The sequence below is a fragment of the Methylobacterium brachythecii genome (assembly GCF_014196345.1).
Classification (GTDB): domain Bacteria; phylum Pseudomonadota; class Alphaproteobacteria; order Rhizobiales; family Beijerinckiaceae; genus Methylobacterium; species Methylobacterium brachythecii.
On the sequence record NZ_JACIDN010000004.1, the window covers coordinates 402427 to 420700 of the forward strand.

12 protein-coding genes are annotated in these 18274 nt (G+C 63.4%); 8 read left to right on the forward strand and 4 right to left on the reverse strand.

The window, feature by feature from the left end; translation table 11 throughout:
- Window positions 1-293 precede the first annotated feature (293 nt).
- Complete coding sequence (locus GGR33_RS13165; RefSeq protein ID WP_183505823.1) at window positions 294-2471, forward strand: GumC family protein; 2178 nt, start codon at window positions 294-296, stop codon at window positions 2469-2471.
- Between the two features lie 223 nt (window positions 2472-2694).
- Entirely contained in the window at window positions 2695-3987 is a 1293-nt protein-coding gene (locus GGR33_RS13170; protein ID WP_246413060.1) for a lipopolysaccharide biosynthesis protein, read from the forward strand.
- Window positions 3988-4031: 44 nt separating this feature from the next.
- Here the strand turns inward: GGR33_RS13170 and GGR33_RS26420 are convergent, their stop codons facing one another.
- Window positions 4032-5378 carry an O-antigen ligase family protein gene (locus tag GGR33_RS26420; protein WP_183505827.1) on the reverse strand — a complete coding sequence of 449 codons (1347 nt, stop codon included), beginning with the start codon at window positions 5376-5378 and terminating at the stop codon, window positions 4032-4034.
- A 97-nt stretch (window positions 5379-5475) separates the two neighbouring features.
- Window positions 5476-6681 (reverse strand): glycosyltransferase, encoded by a 1206-nt coding sequence (locus GGR33_RS13180; protein ID WP_183505829.1) that lies wholly within the window; start codon window positions 6679-6681, stop codon window positions 5476-5478.
- Between the two features lie 492 nt (window positions 6682-7173).
- On the opposite strand from GGR33_RS13180, the gene GGR33_RS13185 reads away from it, so the two are divergent.
- From GGR33_RS13185 to GGR33_RS13195, 3 genes are all read left to right on the forward strand, one after another.
- Entirely contained in the window at window positions 7174-8268 is a 1095-nt protein-coding gene (locus tag GGR33_RS13185; RefSeq protein ID WP_183505831.1) for an NAD-dependent epimerase/dehydratase family protein, read from the forward strand.
- 236 nt (window positions 8269-8504) lie between these two features.
- Window positions 8505-9662 (forward strand): DegT/DnrJ/EryC1/StrS family aminotransferase, encoded by a 1158-nt coding sequence (locus GGR33_RS13190; RefSeq protein ID WP_183505833.1) that lies wholly within the window; start codon window positions 8505-8507, stop codon window positions 9660-9662.
- 272 nt (window positions 9663-9934) lie between these two features.
- Entirely contained in the window at window positions 9935-11290 is a 1356-nt protein-coding gene (locus tag GGR33_RS13195; protein ID WP_183505835.1) for a UDP-glucose dehydrogenase family protein, read from the forward strand.
- A gap of 243 nt (window positions 11291-11533) precedes the next feature.
- Here GGR33_RS13195 and GGR33_RS13200 read toward each other — a convergent pair whose 3' ends face one another.
- Window positions 11534-12652, reverse strand: a complete 1119-nt coding sequence (locus GGR33_RS13200; protein WP_183505837.1) for an AraC family transcriptional regulator — start codon at window positions 12650-12652, stop codon at window positions 11534-11536.
- 278 nt (window positions 12653-12930) lie between these two features.
- On the opposite strand from GGR33_RS13200, the gene GGR33_RS13205 reads away from it, so the two are divergent.
- Together GGR33_RS13205 and GGR33_RS13210 are read left to right on the forward strand one after the other, a co-directional pair.
- Window positions 12931-14964 (forward strand): right-handed parallel beta-helix repeat-containing protein, encoded by a 2034-nt coding sequence (locus GGR33_RS13205; RefSeq protein ID WP_183505840.1) that lies wholly within the window; start codon window positions 12931-12933, stop codon window positions 14962-14964.
- A gap of 110 nt (window positions 14965-15074) precedes the next feature.
- Window positions 15075-16838 carry a type I secretion system permease/ATPase gene (locus GGR33_RS13210; RefSeq protein ID WP_183506065.1) on the forward strand — a complete coding sequence of 588 codons (1764 nt, stop codon included), beginning with the start codon at window positions 15075-15077 and terminating at the stop codon, window positions 16836-16838.
- Here the strand turns inward: GGR33_RS13210 and GGR33_RS26425 are convergent.
- Window positions 16819-17049, reverse strand: a complete 231-nt coding sequence (locus tag GGR33_RS26425; protein WP_343068516.1) for a hypothetical protein — start codon at window positions 17047-17049, stop codon at window positions 16819-16821. The genes GGR33_RS13210 and GGR33_RS26425 overlap by 20 nt on opposite strands.
- On the opposite strand from GGR33_RS26425, the gene GGR33_RS13215 reads away from it, so the two are divergent.
- A complete protein-coding gene (locus GGR33_RS13215) occupies window positions 16997-18250 on the forward strand; it encodes an HlyD family type I secretion periplasmic adaptor subunit (protein ID WP_343068514.1) in 1254 nt (417 codons plus the stop codon). The two genes, GGR33_RS26425 and GGR33_RS13215, sit on opposite strands and share 53 nt — an antisense overlap.
- The last annotated feature ends 24 nt before the right edge of the window (window positions 18251-18274 follow it).

The following is an 18274-nucleotide window of genomic DNA, read 5'->3' on the forward strand; positions in this document are numbered from 1 at the left end:
GATTCTAGATATGTATTCACTAAGAAAAAACTGAGAAAGACCGTCGAGCGAGCGGGCATCATTCGAACTCCGAATTTCTGATGGACTCGACCAAAGGATGGAGGCAGCGGTCCCGCACATGTTCAAAGAGGCTATCGAACTAGTCCCGGATCGTCTGTTCACATCAGCGCGGAAGCAGGATCGAATGGATCGTCGATCGTCGTCCTGCCAGATCATCTGCCGGGCTACTTCGATGAAAATACTTGTGACGACGAAAGCTGATCTACGCAGTTTATACGGAAGGCTGGGATCGAATGAACCGGACCGTGGAGCAACCGAGCCGCAGTGTCAGCTTCCTGATCCGCCAGACCTCTGAGGGTCAAACACTTGGTATCGTTGCAGCAGCTCGACGATATTGGCGCCTGATCGCAGCACTCGTTGCGGTGGCCTTCGTCATATCCGCCGCGGTGAGCTTGATGCTCCCGAACAAATACGCCGCCGAGGCGCTGATCCAGGTCGAGCTCGGGCGGCCGGGGGCGCAACAATCCGCCCAGTCCATCACCGCGACACTCGAAGGCTCTGCGATCGTGGAGAGCGAGGCCCGCGTGTTGCGCTCCAATTTCATTGCGCAACGGGTCGTCAAGGATCTCGGTCTCAGCGAGGACCCTGCGTTCGCGCCGCGGCCGACGCTGTTGTCGCGGCTGCACTTGCGCGCAGAGGTGACCGATCCCGAAAAAGTCACGGAAGCGATCGCCAAGGAACTCTCGCGCAACTTGAGCGTGACGAACGATTCCCGCGCTTACCTCATCTCCGTCACCTACACGTCGACCGACCCCGAGCGCTCGGCGCAGATCGTGAACGCGTTCGTGGACGCGTATATGCGCAATCGCCTCGACATGGGCGTCGCATCCGCCGAGCGGACGAGCGTCTGGCTTCAGGAGCAGGTTCGTTCGACGCGCGCGGCGCTCGAACAAGCTGACTCTGCCGTCGAGCAGTATCGGCAGAAGACGGGTTACATCGAAGGCACCGCGAACGCTCCGAATCTCGCGCAACAGGAACTGCGGGATGCCACGACGCGGCTCGGCACCGCTGTTCAGAATCGCCTGGCCGCCGAAGCACGGCTGACGCGAGCGCGAGAGGCTTTTGCTGCGGGAAGCGTTCCCTCTGCGCAGGACCTCGCCGGGGCGCCGGTCGTCCAGAGGATGCTCGAAGCGGTCGAGACGGCCAAGCGTGACTTTCAGAACGTCGCCCAGATGGGACCTCGCCACCCGAACTACCTGAATGCCAAGGCCAACCTCGACGGCGTCGAGGAGCGGCTTCGCAAGGAGGTGGAGCAGGCCATCGGAAACCTGGAGGCCGACCTTCGCACGGCGCTCGGGGACGAGACTGTCCTGTCCGCCCAAGTCGAGACGCTGAAGAAGGGCGTCATCGAAGCGATGGGGCGCGAGACCCAACTCATCAGCATGCAGGCCAGCGCCTCGGCGATCCGCGAGCGCCTGAAGCTGCTGAACGACGGCTACGCGCAAGCCGTCGCCCTGGCCGGGATGAAGTCGTCGACGTCTCAGGCTCTTGTGCGGGCCCAACCCAACTCCCTGCCAAGCGCTCCCAACCGCGCCTTCATCATCGGACTGTCGATCCTGGGCGCGAGCGCTGCCGGCCTCGGCGCTGCCGTCCTCCTGGAGCGACGCAACACGGGATTCCGGTCGGCCACCGACCTCGTCCAGGACGCCGCCGTGCGCTGTCTCGGCATGGTGCCGAGGATCGACGGCAGCTCGACCGCGGGCGAGATGCGCATGTTCGACGAGGCGGTTCGGCTCGTCGGTGCATCGCTCGGCTGGTCGCGCTCGTCCATCTCCCCTCAGATCCTGCTCGTCACCTCGGCAGTGCCCCGAGAGGGCAAGTCGCTGCTCTGCACGGCGCTGGCGAAGTCCGTGAACGGTCGCGGCCAGCGAGTTCTCGTGATCGACTGCTTTCCCGATGAAGACGATCAGCAGGACGATCGCATGTGCTTGAGCGATGCTGTGCTCGGCGATCAGCAGCACTTCCTGGATCGCCGCGCCAACACAGATCTCACCGTGTTGCGCGGCTCGTCGGGCGGCAACCTCCGCGACCTCTACGCGACGACTGCCTTCTCGGGCTTCATGGACCTCGCCCGCGAGGCCTTCGATCTCGTGCTGATCGAAGCGCCGCCGGTGCTGCTGTTCCAGGAATCGATCACGCTCGCTCACCATGCGGATGCGACCGTCCTCGCGGTGCGTTGGAAGCAGACGCCGCGGGACACGGTGCTGGCCGCGTTGCAGCGTCTCCAGGAGCAAACGGTGCGGGTCCGCGGGATCATCCTGACCCAAGTCGATCTGAACGACCATCGGCACGATCGCGTCGTCGACCAGTGCTATCACTACAGCCAGTACAGAGAGCTGTACGAAAGACGGGCCCGGACGGCACAGACGCCAGGATCGGCACCCATGCAGATCGACCTGAAAGCGTCCTAGTGGCCCGATCCGGAGGCTCGAGGAATACGAGCCTCCGGAGACGTAAGTCCGCCGCTCTCGTGATGGTGGTTCGACCGTTCTCCGAGAGCCGGCAGCAGCCGTCGGGATCGATCCACGAGAATTGCTTTCGCCGCCAAGCCGGAACCAGCCGATGCAGACAAGCGCATGTTCCGTGGATGCGGATGCCGGTTCGACACGGCCGCCGGGGAGGCTGAAATCCTTCTTGGCCAGGCCCGGACTGGCGGCGAGCGCAGGTCGCATCCTGTGGCCCGTGGTCGATCAGGGCATCGCGAGCCTCGGCGGATTTCTCCTCACGATCGCGCTCGCCCGGACGCTCGCACCCAACGAGTACGGCAACTTCGCCCTGTTCCTCGGCGTACAAATGCTTCTGTACACGGCGATCTCGTCGCTTGTGTTCTACCCGATGTCGGTGCTCTCGAACGTCTCCAGCGCCGAACGCAGCGTGCAGCTGATGAGGGCGAGCCTCGCCCTGCTGCTCTTCCTGTGCGTGCCGGCCATGGCCTGTCTCTGCCTCGTCGGCGTCCTGTTGGGCCGCACCGATGTGATCCTTCCGGTCGTCACCTATTTCCTGGCGTGGCAGGTCCAAGAGACGTTTCGCCGTTGCCTGTTCGCGGAGCTTCGCTTCGCTGCGGCCGTCCCGGGCGAGATCATCAGCTATCTCGGTCAGATCCTCATCCTGCTCTGGCTCTACCGGCAGGACGGTCTCACGCTGGCCAGCGCGCTCTATGCCATGGCGGCCACGTCGGGTCTGGCTGCGATTCTGCAGGCCTTCCAATCCGGCCTGATCTCGCGCTGCCGCGCCGATCTCGACCTGCGCAACATCGCTGGCAGCTTCTTCGCTCTGGGACGATGGTCGTTGGCCGGCAATCTCGCCGCGGCCCTGCGCCTGCAGGCTGTGTTCTGGTTCCTCGCCGCCCTGTCGGGGAACGTCGTTCCGGGGCTTCTCCTGGCGTGCATCAACATCGTGAACATCTTGAACCCGCTCATCATCGGGCTCAGCAACGTCATCCCGCAGGTGACCGCGCGCGCTCATCTGCGCGGCAAGATCGAGGCCTTGCGGGCGGCGCGGCCCTTCGCGCTCTCGGGATTGCTAATGGCGATCGTCTTCCTCGCGGTCGTCGCAGCCGCTCCCGAGCGGGTGCTGAGCGCGATCTACGGGTCCGGATCGGTCTATGCCGATCTGGCGACCCCCGTCCGGCTGCTCACTGTCGGAGCGGTGATATCCTACATCGCGGACATGATCTGTTCGTACTTCCACGGGGTCTCCGCGGTCAGGCAGGCGATGATCGCGAACATGGCCGGGATGATCGCCTCCGTCGTCACCGCCGCGCCTCTGATCATCGGCTTCGGCCTGAGTGGGGCCTGCATCGCTCTAGGCATCGCGAATGCCGTCCGCGTGCTCGTCTCGTCACTGCTGCTGCACCGCTTGGTCGCCGACGAGCTGTCGTCCGCCGAGCGCAGCCCGATCGAGCCGGGCATCGCCGCCGTGCCGTAATCGCGGAGGATGCCGGAGACCGTGTTTCGCGCGGCCGGCCCGGCTCAGCCCTCGCGTTGCCGCTCGCCGGAGGCGTGCTCGGAGATCAGCCCCGTCCGGAACATCATGCTGGCACCGATCCCGAAGCCGAACAGGCACCAGAACCAGATGCCGACCATCGGACCCTCGAGCGAGACGTTGAAGGACGCCTCGATGATGATGGCGGCACCGTAGCACGCGAGCCAGATGAAGATCTTTGCCCAGCGTGACTCGTTGCGACGTTGCGCGAGCAGCATGCTGCGGATGAGCATCGTGAACCAGGTGCCGCACAGGGCGACCCAGAGGAGGAAGCCCGGCACGCCAGCGCGGGCCAGAATCGTCATGCTCCCGTTGTGAGGGCTTCGCAGTCCCTCGGTGATCGCCCAGAGCTGGTAGCCGTCCTCCATGGCGATGTTCACGCCGAAGCCTTTGCCGGTCCAGAAATAGGGACCGTTGAACGTGTAGTCCTGGATCGTCGACCACCAGCGTGTCCGGAATTCCTTCGTGGCTTCATAGTTCGAGGCATCGCTCACCCCGAGGATGCTCTTGAAGCCCTCGATGATCTGGTCGGGTCCGATCACGCGGCCCTCGGGAGCGATGTGAACGTTGATGTCCAGCAGGGACGCGACCATCAGCGCGACGGCGGCGAACCCGAGCACGGGCAAGAGCTGCCGGATGCGACCGCCGAGGATGGCGGATGCGAAAATGGCGACGATGCAGGCCAGCATCGCCCCGCGGCTCGACGTGACCATGACCATGCTGATGAGGAGCATCGCGACCCAGAACCGCGAGAAACGTCCCAGACCGAGGATCGCGAAGGCGGCCGCCCCCGCGAGATGCGTGGCGATCGCCCCAGGGCTGAGGTCGATCACTTGGAGGCTCGTCCCTGGGATCAGCATCTTGGACAGGGACAGCGCCGCGCAGCCTCCGCCGATCAGCGCGTAGACCCGGATGAACGCGTGGTAGGACGCGAGGGCTCGATCCAGACGACCCGGATCCTCGAGCAGCAATCCGATGACGATGAAGCAGAACACGCCATAGGTGATGATGACGCTGTCGCGAAGCGCGTCCGGGCCGTAGGTTCCGATGTAGGGGACGGTGCGGAGCACGACCCATGCGATCAGAACCAGCAGCATTCGGGACGCCGGGGTCGCGACCGATGCCAGCCAGCACCCCGATCGAACGAACGTAAGGAGGCCCACGACGAGCAGGATCTCACCGATGTAGAGCGGTGGAACGCCGATATACGCGAAGGTCTTGCCCACGATCGCGTATCCGCCGAGCAAAACACACAGCGCGCCCACGTAAGTGTCGTTGAACGTCCGCGATGCAGGCTGGGCGAGATCGAAGGATCTGACGGTAGACTGGGTCACGGCCCGCACTCCATGGCCTGTGCTCGCCTCTCGGCGCGGGAAGGAAGCGGCGGCCGGCCTGGCGAGACCGGTCCGACGCGAGAGCTGCTGGACCGGCCTAGGTGAGGGCCAACTCCGGCGGCTGCGAGCTTTTGACCGCGATCTGCTTGCGCGCCAACGATGCGACGGCCTCCTCGTAGATCGAGAGGAGATGGCTCGTGGTCGGGGCCTCGCTCCATTTCTCCTCGTATTTCTGACGCGCGGCGTCGCCCATTCGGCGTGCCATAGCCGGGTCGGAGACCAATCGCATCATGGCCATCGCCAGATCGGCGGCATCTCCGGGCTTGGTATGGATTCCCGTCACGCCGTCTTCGATGACTTCGGCGAGGGAGCCGATGCGCGAGGCGATCACCGGCGTGCCGGAGGCGAAGGCCTCGACGATCACCATCGGCAATCCCTCGTACCAGACCGAGGGGACGATCATCGCAGCCGCGTCCGCCATGGCCGCCCGGACGCCGCTCGGATCGCACTGGCCGACGTACTCGACCTCGGCCGACTGCTCGACGAGCGACTGCAGCGGGCCTTGGCCCAGGACCTTGATCGGACAGCCGGCCATCCGTGCCGCCTTTACCAGCACGTCGACGCCCTTCTCGTAGGTCAGGCGGCCGACGAACAGCAGGCCGCGACGCTGAGCGGGGCCGACGCCAGGATCTGCCAATCCGTTCGGCTTTGTCTTGATGCGTTCGCCCGGTAAGCCCGCCGCAATGTAGCGCGAGCGCTCGAACTCGGTCAGCACGATGAACCGGTCGACGTGTTTCCACCAGGTGCCGAGACTTTTGTGCCGCTGAACCGAGTAGGCGACGGCCAGCGATCCGAGCACGGAGCCGCGATAGCAGCGATGGAGTACGGCGTGATAGGGCGACTTGGTGATGCAGATCTCGCAGGGTGCGCCGTTTCTGTTGAGCGTCGCGCCGGCGCAGATCACACGATAATTATGCAGGGTCTGGACCGTCGGGATGCCGATCTTCTGCAGAGCGGCATGGACCATCGGCGAGATCATCGGGAAGAAATTGTGGATGTGGACCACGTCCGGGCGAAATTCCCGGGCGACATCGACGATGGACTTGATCATTCTCGGTGAATTGGTTGCCGAGAACGCTGCCTGCACTTTGTCTGTGAAGGACTCGATCGCCTTGTTGCTCACCATGAACAGCTGGACGTCGTAGCCGGCCCGCTTGAGCGCATTTTCTTCCTGGACCACGACGGAGTCTTCTCCCCCGTGCTTCTGATACTCGTTATGAACGATCAGCACTTTCCGGATCATGCCGAGAGCCCCGCATGTTTGTAGGCAACCGCCACGATAACAGAATATTTTGCTTCTGGAGGTAGCTATACTTTATAGACATGTCTGAAACCGAGCTCGGTGAGCGCTTTTTGCTGCGGCATCGCAGCTCCAGCGCCTGCGAGCAACCCGTGCTCGCTTAGGTTTCGGCTACGACTCACGCGCGGCAAATCGGGGCCGCCCTGCATGCAGGAATCGCGATGAGCGAGCGACGCTGACTGCGTGACCGTCAAGTCTCTGCATGGCAAATGCCCGCGCAGTCAGCTCCATGCGCTTCTGGGCTACGCCCTTCGTGCTCGATCGTCGAAATCTGTCATCCACGATGGTGTACACTTTTTATTTCTACGTAATACCATCGATTGATTGAGTTTAAACTTCCGTTATGAGTAATAAATCAGCGTAAGTCTTGATGTTGCACTTCGCTGATCTGCAAACTCCAGGCTTTCAGGGAGCTATCAATAACGGAATTGCACCATGCGCGAGAGAATAGCTGTGACGGGCTCGGGCGGGTATATTGGCTCGGTCATGGTCAGGGGGCTGCTCAAAAGCGGCTATCGGGTCAAAGCCATCGATATGTACTTCTTCGGGAAGGAACCTCTGGCGCAGTATTCCGATCATCCTCGTCTCGAGATCGTGAGACGCGACATCAGGTCGGTCACCCCGGCTGATTTCGAGGGCTGCGACGCGGTGATCGACATGGCCGCGTTGTCCAACGACCCATCGGGCGATCTCGATCCCGAGCTCACGAAGTCGATCAACGAGACTGGGCGAATTCGGGTCGTCAACGCGGCCAAACAGGCGGGCGTCCGGCGGTATGTGTTCGCGAGTTCGTGCGCCGTTTACGGCGCTGGGCAAGAGATGTTCCTTACGGAAGAGGCGCCGCTGCGCCCGCTGACGGTCTACGCTCAGACCTGCACGCGAGCCGAAGCGGCGGTGCTGGCCCTGAGCGACCGTCATTTCACTGCGACGGCGATGCGGAACGCGACGGTTTTCGGCCTATCGCCACGCATGCGGTTCGATCTCGTCGTCAACCAGATGACGCTCGACGCCGCGAAAGAAGGTCACCTCAAGATCGGCGGTGACGGATCGCAGTGGCGGCCCTTCGTCCACGTCGGAGACGTCGTGGGAGCCTTTCTCAAGGCCTTGCGCGCACCGCACGACGTCGTTGCCGGACAGGTCTTCAACGTCGGCTGGGACAACCGGCAGATCCTCGACGTCGCCCTCGCCGTCAAGAACCTCTCGCCGCGGCCCTGCTCGGTCGAGTTCTTGGACTCGAAAGCGGACAAGCGGGACTATCACGTCGATTTCTCGAAGATCCGCAACGTCCTGAATTACGAGCCCAGCACGAGCATCGAAGACGGCGTCGTCGAGATCGCGACGGCGCTGGCGAGCGGCAAGCTGGTCGAGTCTCCGAGCTGCTACACCGTCAGATGGTATGCGAGGCTGATGAACGAGGCGCGCAACCTGCTGCAGGCTCCCCTCGAGGAGGTGGCGGATTTGGCGCCGATCGGCGCGATCGTCGCGGATGCCGAGCTTCGTGAGGCCTCTGCTCAAGCCGCGATGATCTGATCATCCGTCGCCATGGAGGCGACAGTCGTCGGCCTCTGCGTTCGAACAGGCGCACTGGCCTCGACATCGCCATCCGCATCAAAGCCGGATCGAGAGCACGCCACGGATCGGCTCTCGATCCCCGACCTCGCGGGGAGACGATCTCCCGGTCGTCGAGGTCGTCGCCGGTTATCTGCATACCCCTCGCCGCCCCGGTTCCCGTCACCGCAGGTGCGTCGATTTCCAGGAGGTGAAGTATGGCCGTTCCCTTCTACCGACACTCCCTCACGCCCGAGGCCGGCGCGCGCATCGCCGAGGTGCTGGCGAGTCCGTTCCTGACGACGGGCCCCCAGGGCGCGCGCGTCGAGGAAAGGCTGCGCGGCTTCTTCGGCGTCGATCATGCCAAGCTGACGTCGAGCTGGACGCAAGGGGCGATCGCAACCCTCCTCGCCTACGGGATCGGGCCGGACGACGAGGTGATCGTTCCGGCCATGACCTTCGCGGCGACCGCGAACGTGGTCCGGCTCGTCGGCGCAACGCCCGTTTTCGTGGATGTCGACCCATCGACGTTGCTGATCAATCGGGGACTGGTCGCTGCGGCGCTGACGCCACGGACGCGCGCCGTCATCCCAGTCCACCTCTACGGCCAGATGGTCGACATACCCGCGCTACGAAAGGTGCTTCCGCCCTCCGTGCGCATCATCGAAGATGCCGCGCACTGCTTCGAGGGCAGCCGGTTCGGGCGCCGCCCGGGACAGGACGGCGACGCCGCGATCTTCTCCTTCTACGCGACCAAGAACGTGACCTGCGGCGAAGGTGGCGCGGTGATCACCAACGATCCCGAACTCGCGAGGCTGCTGACGCAGACGGTGCTGCACGGCATGTCGGCCGGCGCGGCTCAGCGCTTCCAGGGTGGCTCTTACAAGCACTGGGACATCGACCGCCTGGGGACGAAAGCCAACCTTCCGGACCTGCTGGCGGTGCTGCTCGAACCTCAGATCGACACCGTCGAAGAGCGGCTCGTGAAACGCGAGGCCCTCAGCCTGCGCTACGAGAAAGCGCTTGCCGGCACGCCCTTCACCTGGCCGACGATCGCACCGGGAGCCGTCTCCGCGCGGCACCTTTTCCCGATCCATATCCCGGGCGACGGTCGTGACGCGGTGCTCTACGCTCTCGGCCAAGCCGGCATCGGCGCGACGGTGAACTATCGAAGCGTTCCGTCGCTCACCTACTACCGCTCGACCGTCGAGGCGCCGCTCGTGCCCGTGTCGCAAGCCTGGGGCGAAGGCACCCTCTCTCTGCCGCTTTTCCCGGACCTTCGAGAAAGCGAGCAGGACGAGGTTTTGGCCGTGCTGCTCTCGCTGGCCGACGAGATGAGCTTAGCCAAGCAGCCGCACAGAGCCGCGGCCGAGTGAGCTGCAGCGGCGATCGGTGTCCCGCTGATGGGACGCGATCGATGGATGGCGCTGCCAAGATTTGGCAGCCCCTGAGCCGAGGCATGGCATCCAAGATATTCGAGAATGACAAATATCATTCTGAATAAACTTCTTGTTAGTACTTGTAAAATCAGTACTATTACGAGTTTTACAGAATTAAACTCTGTGTGATGACTTTATAGTTCGTTTTTTTCGAGTTCACATGTGGCTGCATTGCGCAGGCCTCGTCGCACCAACAGGAGGTCATTACGATGCGTGTCGCAATCATCGGCTCTGGGTATGTGGGCCTCGTGACCGGCGCTTGCCTTGCGGATTTCGGTCACCGCGTCGTCTGTATCGATCGCGACGCGAGCAAGATCGAGGCGCTTCAGCGAGGCGCCATCCCCATCTACGAACCGCAACTCGCCGAGTTGGTCGCCAAGAATGCGATCGAGGGCCGATTGACCTTTTCGACCACGGTCGTCGACGCCGTCGCGGATGCCGAAGCGGTCTTCATTGCAGTGGGAACGCCGGCGCGGTCTCGAGACGGACAGGCGGACCTCACCTTCGTCCTGGACGCGGTCCGTGACGTCGCGGCAGCGCTCCGCGGCTACACGGTCGTCGTCGTCAAATCGACCGTTCCGGTCGGGACGGGCGACAATGTTGAACGTGTCATTCGCGAGGTTCGTCCCGAACTGGACTACGCCGTGGTCTCCAATCCCGAATTCCTTCGCGAGGGTGCCGCGATCGCCGACTTCAAGCGGCCCGACCGCATCGTTGTAGGCGCCGAGGACGATCGAGCCCGGGACGTGATGGCGGAGATCTACCGCCCGCTCTTCTTGAACAAGGCGCCGCTCCTGTTCATGGCACGACGCAGCGCCGAGATGACGAAATACGCGGCCAACGCGTTCCTGGCGACGAAGATCGCCTTCATCAACGAGGTCTCAGACCTGTGTGAACAGGCTGGCGCGGATGTGCAGGAGGTCGCGCACGGGATCGGCCTCGACAAGCGGATCGGCAGCAAGTTCCTTCACGCGGGTCCGGGTTTCGGCGGCTCCTGTTTCCCCAAGGATCTTCAGGCCATGATCAAGATGGCGCAGGATCACGGAGCGCCTGCACGGATCATCGAGACCGCTGCCGCGGTGAACGATCAGCGCAAACGCGCCATGGCTCGGAGGATCATCCGTGCGTGTGGCGGGATCGTCCGTGGCCGAACGATCGCGATGCTCGGTCTGACCTTCAAGCCCAATACGGACGATATGCGCGAGTCCCCGGCGATCTCCATCATCACGGCTCTGCAGGATGCCGGCGCGCGCATCCGTGCCTACGACCCGGTCGGCATGGACCGTGCCCGCGAGGTCCTCGACGACGTCGAGTATTGCCGGGATGCCTACGACTGCGTGACCGGCGCGGAGGCCGTTGCGATCGTGACGGAATGGGACGCATTCCGAGCGCTCGATCTCGTCCGCATCCGAAGCCTGATGGCGCGGCCCAATCTCATTGACCTGCGCAACATCTACGGGCCAGAGCAGGCCGACAAGGCCGGCTTCCGCTACGTCGGTGTCGGTCGAGGGAAGGCCAGCATCGTCGACCACGAGCCGCGCGTGCCGCTGGCCCTGGTCGGATAGTCGAGATCGTCTTGGAGATAACCCCTGACCGATCGCTCGGTCAGGGGCCCGTTGCTTCGTAGCGTCCGTCTCGACGAAGGCGGGCACCGACGCCGAAATGTGCCAGTCGCAACGGCCTCGATCTTGGCGTGACGGCGCGACAGCGCAATCCACCCTGTCGAGCTAACCACAAAGCACGGCCCCGTCCGAATGCCCGTATCGCTGCGGACGACCATTGCCGACGAGGCCGGGACTCAGCGTGCTCTAGTGACGTCCTCCCAGCCGGCCGTTCGTCTGATCGCGATGCAACAGCGCCTCGGGCGATTCCGATCTCAAGACGTGCGTCCGTCTCAGCTGGCTCGGTGACATGCCCGTCCAGCGGCGGAAGGCGACGACGACGGCGCTGGCTTCCCGATACCCGAGATGCCACGCGATCTCGGAAATCGGGATCCCCTTGATCTTGATGTAGTGGATTGCGAGCTCTGCCCGCAGCTCATCGAGGATCGCGCTGAACGTCTTGCCCTCGTAGCTCAACCGCCGAGACAGGGTGCGCGTGCTCATCCCGAGATCCTTGGCGATATTCGCCATCGTCACCGTTCCGTGGGAGAGCCGTGGCGCCATGGCCTTCTTGACGCGCGACCACAGGATCGCCGGCTCCCAGCGCGTCGCTTCTACGAGAGTTTCGAAGTGTTGAAGAAGATAGATGTGAAGATACGGGTCGGATGTCGTTAGTTTTGCATCCGACAATTGAATTTCGAAGTCGATCCGATTTTCGGAAGCATCGTAGTCGATGGGTATCGGAAAACCCCTCTGGGCCGCGGTGGTGCCGTCTTGCTGCGGTTGCCTCAAGCTGATGGAGATTGGCGTCGTTGTTTCCGGGACGCATGAGGCCACCAGTCGGTAGATCGTGAGGAGCCAGAATTCGGAAAGCTGGCGATCGAGTTGCCGGTCGGGCTCCGCATGCCCGACGGCGACCGTCACGGCGATGTCCGAGATCCGGTAGGAGCCGTAGAGGCTCGGATCGTCGGCAGATCCGAAGCGCTCGAAGCACCTCAATGCTTCTCCCACGGTCTCGGACGAGATCATCAGGTAGAAGAGCAATCCGAGCTCGCGCAGATCGTAATCCTGCGCCAGATGCAGCCCGAAGGATGCGTCCTGAAGCGCATCGGCGGCTGCGTTCACGAAGACGGCTTGCGCGTCGGCTCCGGAGACGGCGTCGGGATTCTCGGCGGCAAAGTCCGACAAGCCGGACTGCCGAAGCAGTGGCTCAGGATCGAGCCCTGCCTGAGCCAGACGCTCGATGGCGAGTCGAACCACGGTACCGCCGACCGACGCACGGGGCGGGAGGATGGGGCCGGGAAGCGTCACCGAACCTCCGTACATCGCTCGAAGTCCCGGACGTTCTGGCCGTGAATACCGCGTTCATGGCGCGCAAGAACAATTCCAATAATCGCTCTGGAGCCTTTCGGCGCGCTGTCGCGATCATCTGGCGAGTCAAAGCAAGACAACGCAGGCAGAGCCCGCGTATCAAATGGCCAAGCCGCAGGCATGAAAATCCCTATCAAACATCAGTCCAATAGAGCGGTCTGCGCAGCATAAAATCCCAATCTGGGACCAACTACCACGACTATTCAAGCCGCAACATCACGTGGAGTGCAATAGTGGCATCACAGTCATTCGGTACTACTTCGCTGACCAAGCCCGCGGGCGCGATCTCGGTTCCCGTCGGCGCGGATCTGCAGAAGTTGGTCGACTCCTCTCCGGCCGGATCGGTGTTCTGGATCGAGGCCGGGGAGCACCGCATGCAGTCGGTGACGCCGAAGGACAACGACCAGTTCCTCGGCGAGCAGGGAGCCGTGCTGAATGGGTCGAAGTTGATCACGGATTTCAGCAAGGACGGACAGAATTGGGTCGCGAGCGGCCAAACCCAGGAAGGCTTCAGGCAGGGCACGGATGAGGGTGCGCCGGGTGCCGAGCGCGCGGGCTATCCGGAGACGTTCTTCATCGACGACAAACCCCTGACGCCCGTCGATTCCTTGGCTCAAGTCGCGCCTGGTAAGTTTTACTTCGATTACGCTGCAGACAAGATCTATTTTCAGAACGATCCGACGGGCCACAAGGTCGAAGCGGGCGTCAGCCCGTTCGCCATTGGGGGAGCTGCCAAAGGTGTCGTCGTCCAGAACCTCGTCGTTGAGAAATACGATGTCCCGGCACAAGCCGGAGCGATCGGATACAATTCTTCCGCCGAAGGCTGGACGATCCAGAACAACGAAGTGCGCCTGAACTACGGCGTCGGTATTTATTCCGGCTCGAACGGTCAGGTCAAAGGCAACTACGTTCACGACAATGGACAGATGGGTCTCGGCGCGAGTGGAGACAACGTCCTCATTCAAGGTAACGAGATTGCCCATAACGGCTATTTCTCGGGGATTAACCGGGGATGGGAAGGTGGCGGCGCAAAATTCGCCGAAACCAATCACCTAACGGTGAGTGACAACTATTCGCACGACAATAACGGTTACGGTCTATGGACTGACATCAACAACATCAACACGCTCTACGACGGTAATACCGTTACCAACAATATTTCGGGCGGTATCAACCACGAAATCAGCTACGACGCCACGATCCGCAACAACGTCGTCACAGGGAACGGCACCGAGGGCACGGGCTGGCTTTGGAACGGCGGTATCCAGATCCAGAACTCTCAGAACGTCGATGTCTACGGCAATCATGTCGATGCGTCGGCTGGCGGAAACGCCATCTCGCTGATCCAACAGGATCGCGGAACGGGAAGTCACGGGCCGTGGGTAACCACCGGCAACTCAGTGCACGACAACGTCATCGTCGACGGAACGCCGGGCAGCGGTGCGTCGGGCTCCATCGCGGATTACGACCAATCCGGGCTGGCCGCGGGCGGCAACACCTTCAACAACAATCAATATTACGTTTCCGATCCGTCTGGCGACCACTTTGCCTGGACGAACGGTTTTTACGACTGGAACCAGTATCGTCAGGTATCCGGGCAGGATGCCAACAGCACGCTTTCGACGGGAAATCCGGGGGCTCCGGCGATTCCGAGTTCGGCGGCGAGCACGAGCGCTCCGGTTGTCTCGGACCCAGATCAAGCGAGCACGACGCCTGCCGCCGCGCATACCGACCCGGTCGCGACCACCGATCCGTCAACACCCGTCACCTCGCACACCGACCCCATCGTCGTGCCGTCGACAGGAACCGTCGCGACACCCGTGACTGCCGATCCGTCGACGACCTCCAGCCCAGTGACCGCGGTATCGTCCGATCCGGAAACGCAGGCTAGCGGCTCCGGAGAATCCTCTACCGGCGCTGCCGTCACGCCCACGCCGGGTGCCTCCGCGGATCCGGTTTCGTCCACCACCGGAGCATCGGCCGCCGCGCATGACGGGTCAGCATCTGGAAGTGCGCATTCTTGGGCAAGCCACTTCTTCGGCGAACATCACGGTTCGTCGATGCTTGCCGCCCTCCAGGGGCACGGCTCGTCTGGATCGCAGCCCGAGATCGGCGGCCAATTCTTCAAGAACGTCCTCCAGCAGTACCATGACCTGGCGAGCCAGCATGGGGCCGGGCACACGCAGCTCGACGGCAACGCGGTCGGGGAGCTGTTCGACCAGCTCCATCACGCCAAGATGGGTGACCATTCCAGCTTGGCGATGTGAGACGTCCCCCCTCCCCCGATCTTGTCGGATCGGGGGAGCTTGGCGACCGCGCTGCTCGACTGACGTCCAGGACCTGAACATCCTTGCTGCCCAAACATCACGATCCGGAAATGGCCTCCGTGCTCGGCGGCTACCGTCGGGCAATCATCGGGCTTGCCCTGATGAGCGGCCTCGTCAATCTGCTTTATCTCACCGGTTCGTTCTTCATGCTCGAAGTCTACGACCGGGTCATCCCGAGTCGTAGCATCCCGACCCTGATCGGATTGGCGATTCTCGCCTTGGCGCTCTACGCCTTCCAGGGCGGCCTCGAGATCCTGAGGGCACGCGCCCTCGTTCGAGTCGGCGCGACGCTCGACGAGGCACTCAGCCCTCGCGTCTTCGACACTGTGGTGCGTGCACCGCTCGTCGGAACCATGCCTGGTGACGGCTTGCTGCCGGTGCGCGATCTCGATGCGCTCCGCACCTTCCTGAGTGGCCCGGCGCCGGGGGCGCTGTTCGACCTGCCTTGGATGCCGCTCTATCTCTTCATCTGTTTTCTGTTCCATCCGCTGATCGGCATCGCTGCGCTTTTCGGAGGCGTGGCGCTCGTCGCGTTGACGCTGATCACGGATCGCATGACCCGTGAGCCCGCGCAGAAGGCGACCGGCTTCGCCGTGCGCCGGAACGGTCTGGCGGAGGCGGGGCGGCGCAACGCCGAAGTGCTGGCGGCACTCGGCATGCAGGCCGTTTTTGCGCGCCGCTGGTCGAAGGCTAGCCGCGACTACCTTCAGACGCAGCAGATCGTGGCGGATGTCGGCAGCGGCCTCGGGGCCTTGTCGAAGGTGTCTCGTCTCGCGCTGCAGTCCGGCGTCCTGGCGCTGGGAGCCTATCTCGTCATCCGGGGCGAGGCCTCGTCCGGCATCATCATCGCGAGTTCGATCCTGGTTTCTCGCGCTCTCGCACCGGTCGAACTCGCCATCGCGAACTGGCGCAGCTTCGTCGGAGCACGGCAGAGCTGGCATCGCCTGGACCACCTCTTCGCGACGCTGCCTCCACTGCCTGAGCGCAACGCGCTGCGGCCCCCAACGCGTACGCTGAGCGTGCAATCGCTCAGCTTGGCACCCCCGGCGGTCCAGCGCGTCGTGCTGCAGGACGTCAGCATCGAGCTCGAAGCCGGCAATTCCCTCGGCATCATTGGCCCGAGCGCCTCGGGGAAATCCTCGCTGGCGCGCGCGATCGTCGGCGTCTGGAGCCCGCTCAGGGGGCATGTGCGCCTCGACGGAGCGACCCTCGACCAATGGTCGAGCACGATCCTCGGCAGGCACATCGGTTATCTGCCCCAGGAGGTCGAGCTATTCGACGGGACCATCGCCGAGAACATCGCGCGATTCGACCCGGACGCCTCCCCTGAAGCCATCATCAAGGCAGCCGAGGCCGCCGGCTTCCACGACGCGATCGTGAACATGCCGGACGGCTACGATGGTACGATTGGCGAGCGCGGCGCGCGGCTTTCCGCCGGCCAGCGCCAGCGTGTCGGGCTGGCAAGGGCGCTCTATCGCGATCCGTTTCTCGTTGTGCTGGATGAGCCCAACGCCAATCTGGATGTCGCGGGCGAGAACGCCCTGTCGGCTGCGATGATGAGCGTGCGCCAGCGCGGCGGCATCGTCATCGTCGTCGCCCATCGCCCGAATGTCCTCGCGACCGTCGACCTGATTCTCGCCCTCTCCGATGGGCGAGTCGCGGATTTCGGTCCGAAGGACGAGGTTCTGCGCCGTCTGCTGCGTCCGGCCCCCGTGCCGACTTCGGACCGCTCGGAGGGCAAGAGGCCACCGCTAACGGGTGGTGGGCCGAAAGACATCCACGGTGCGCCGATGATCAGGCAGGTGCGCGCATGAAGGCCGTTCGCCTCCCCGCATGGAAGCCGAACGGGCGATGGCTCGCCATCGTCGGGCCGAGGGTCGTCCAGGCCCGCGCCTTGGCGACGACCTTGATCACGCCGCCCGCCAGCCCGACCTCCGCGCATGCGTCGCTGAACCGGCAGATCCGGGCCGCGATGATCCTGGGTGGCGTGCTTGTCTTCGGTATCGGCGGCTGGGCCTGCTTCACCTCGCTCGCCGCCGCCGTGATCGCGCCGGGCCAGATCGTCGTGCAGTCCGAAGTTAAGAAGGTTCAGCACCCCGTCGGCGGCGTCGTTGGCGCCCTGCTGGTGCGCGAGGGCGACCGCGTCAAAGCCGATCAGGTCCTGGTGAAGCTCGACGACACCCAGATTCGCGCCAATCTCGACATCATCGTCAAGTCCATCGACGAACTGACGGCGCGGCGAGTGCGGGGTGAGGCGGAGCAGCGGGGCGCCGACCACCCCGCCTTCCCTCAGGATTTCCTGGCCAGAGCCAAGACGGATCCTACGGTCGCTCATCTTGTCGAGGGAGAGACGGCGTATTTCAAAATCCGCCTCGCCACGCGCGAAGGACAGAAGGCCCAGCTCAAGGAAAGGATCGCGCAGCTGCGCCAGGAGATCCTCGGCTTGGGCAATCAGAGCGGCGCGAAGGATCGCGAGATGGCGCTGATCCAGGACGAGCTGGTCGGCGTACGCGAGCTTCGCCAGAAAAACCTCGTGCCTCTCTCGCGTCTGACGGCGTTGGAGCGGGAAGCCGCCCGGCTGGAAGGGGAACGAGGCCAGCTATTGGCATCGACGGCGCAAGCCAAGGGCAAGATCAGCGAGTTGGAGCTGCAGATTCTGCAGATTGATCAGGATATGCGCTCCGAGGTTGCCAAGGATCTCGCCGAGATCCGCGGAAAGATGTCGGAAGCCGTCGAGAAGCGCGTCGTGGCCGAGGACCAGCTGCGGCACATCGATCTGCGCGCGCCTCAGGACGGCACCGTGCATCAGATGGCCGTCCATACGATCGGCGGCCTGGTGACCCCGAGCGAGCCGGTCATGCTGATCGTGCCGCAAGCGGACTCCCTCGCGGTCGACGTGAAGATTCAGCCGCAAGACATCGACCACGTTCACGTCGGGCAACTGACCGGCCTGCGCTTCTCGGCCTTCAATCAACGGACGACGCCTGAAGTCCGCGGATTCGTCGATCGGGTTTCACCCGACGTGACGCATGACGGGAAGACGGGATCGTCGTTCTACACCGCGCGCATCGCCATTCCGGATATCGAGCGCCAGCGGCTCGGACGCGTGAGCCTGATCCCCGGAATGCCGGTCGAAACGTTCATTCGGACCAGCAAGCGGACGGTCATCTCCTACTTGACCAAACCGCTCACCGACCAAGTCGCCAAGGCTTGGCGCGAGAACTGAGAATCCGCCGGATCCAAACGAACT

Bases quoted from the DNA above. Each gene is read 5' to 3' on its own strand.
- GGR33_RS13165 (WP_183505823.1), top strand. From the start codon at position 294: ATGAACCGGACCGTGGAGCAACCGAGCCGCAGTGTCAGCTTCCTGATC.
- GGR33_RS13180 (WP_183505829.1), bottom strand. From the start codon at position 6,681: ATGATCCGGAAAGTGCTGATCGTTCATAACGAGTATCAGAAGCACGGG.
- GGR33_RS13185 (WP_183505831.1), top strand. From the start codon at position 7,174: ATGCGCGAGAGAATAGCTGTGACGGGCTCGGGCGGGTATATTGGCTCG.
- GGR33_RS13190 (WP_183505833.1), top strand. From the start codon at position 8,505: ATGGCCGTTCCCTTCTACCGACACTCCCTCACGCCCGAGGCCGGCGCG.
- GGR33_RS13195 (WP_183505835.1), top strand. From the start codon at position 9,935: ATGCGTGTCGCAATCATCGGCTCTGGGTATGTGGGCCTCGTGACCGGC.
- GGR33_RS13200 (WP_183505837.1), bottom strand. From the start codon at position 12,652: ATGTACGGAGGTTCGGTGACGCTTCCCGGCCCCATCCTCCCGCCCCGT.
- GGR33_RS13210 (WP_183506065.1), top strand. From the start codon at position 15,075: ATGGCCTCCGTGCTCGGCGGCTACCGTCGGGCAATCATCGGGCTTGCC.
- GGR33_RS13215 (WP_343068514.1), top strand. From the start codon at position 16,997: ATGATCCTGGGTGGCGTGCTTGTCTTCGGTATCGGCGGCTGGGCCTGC.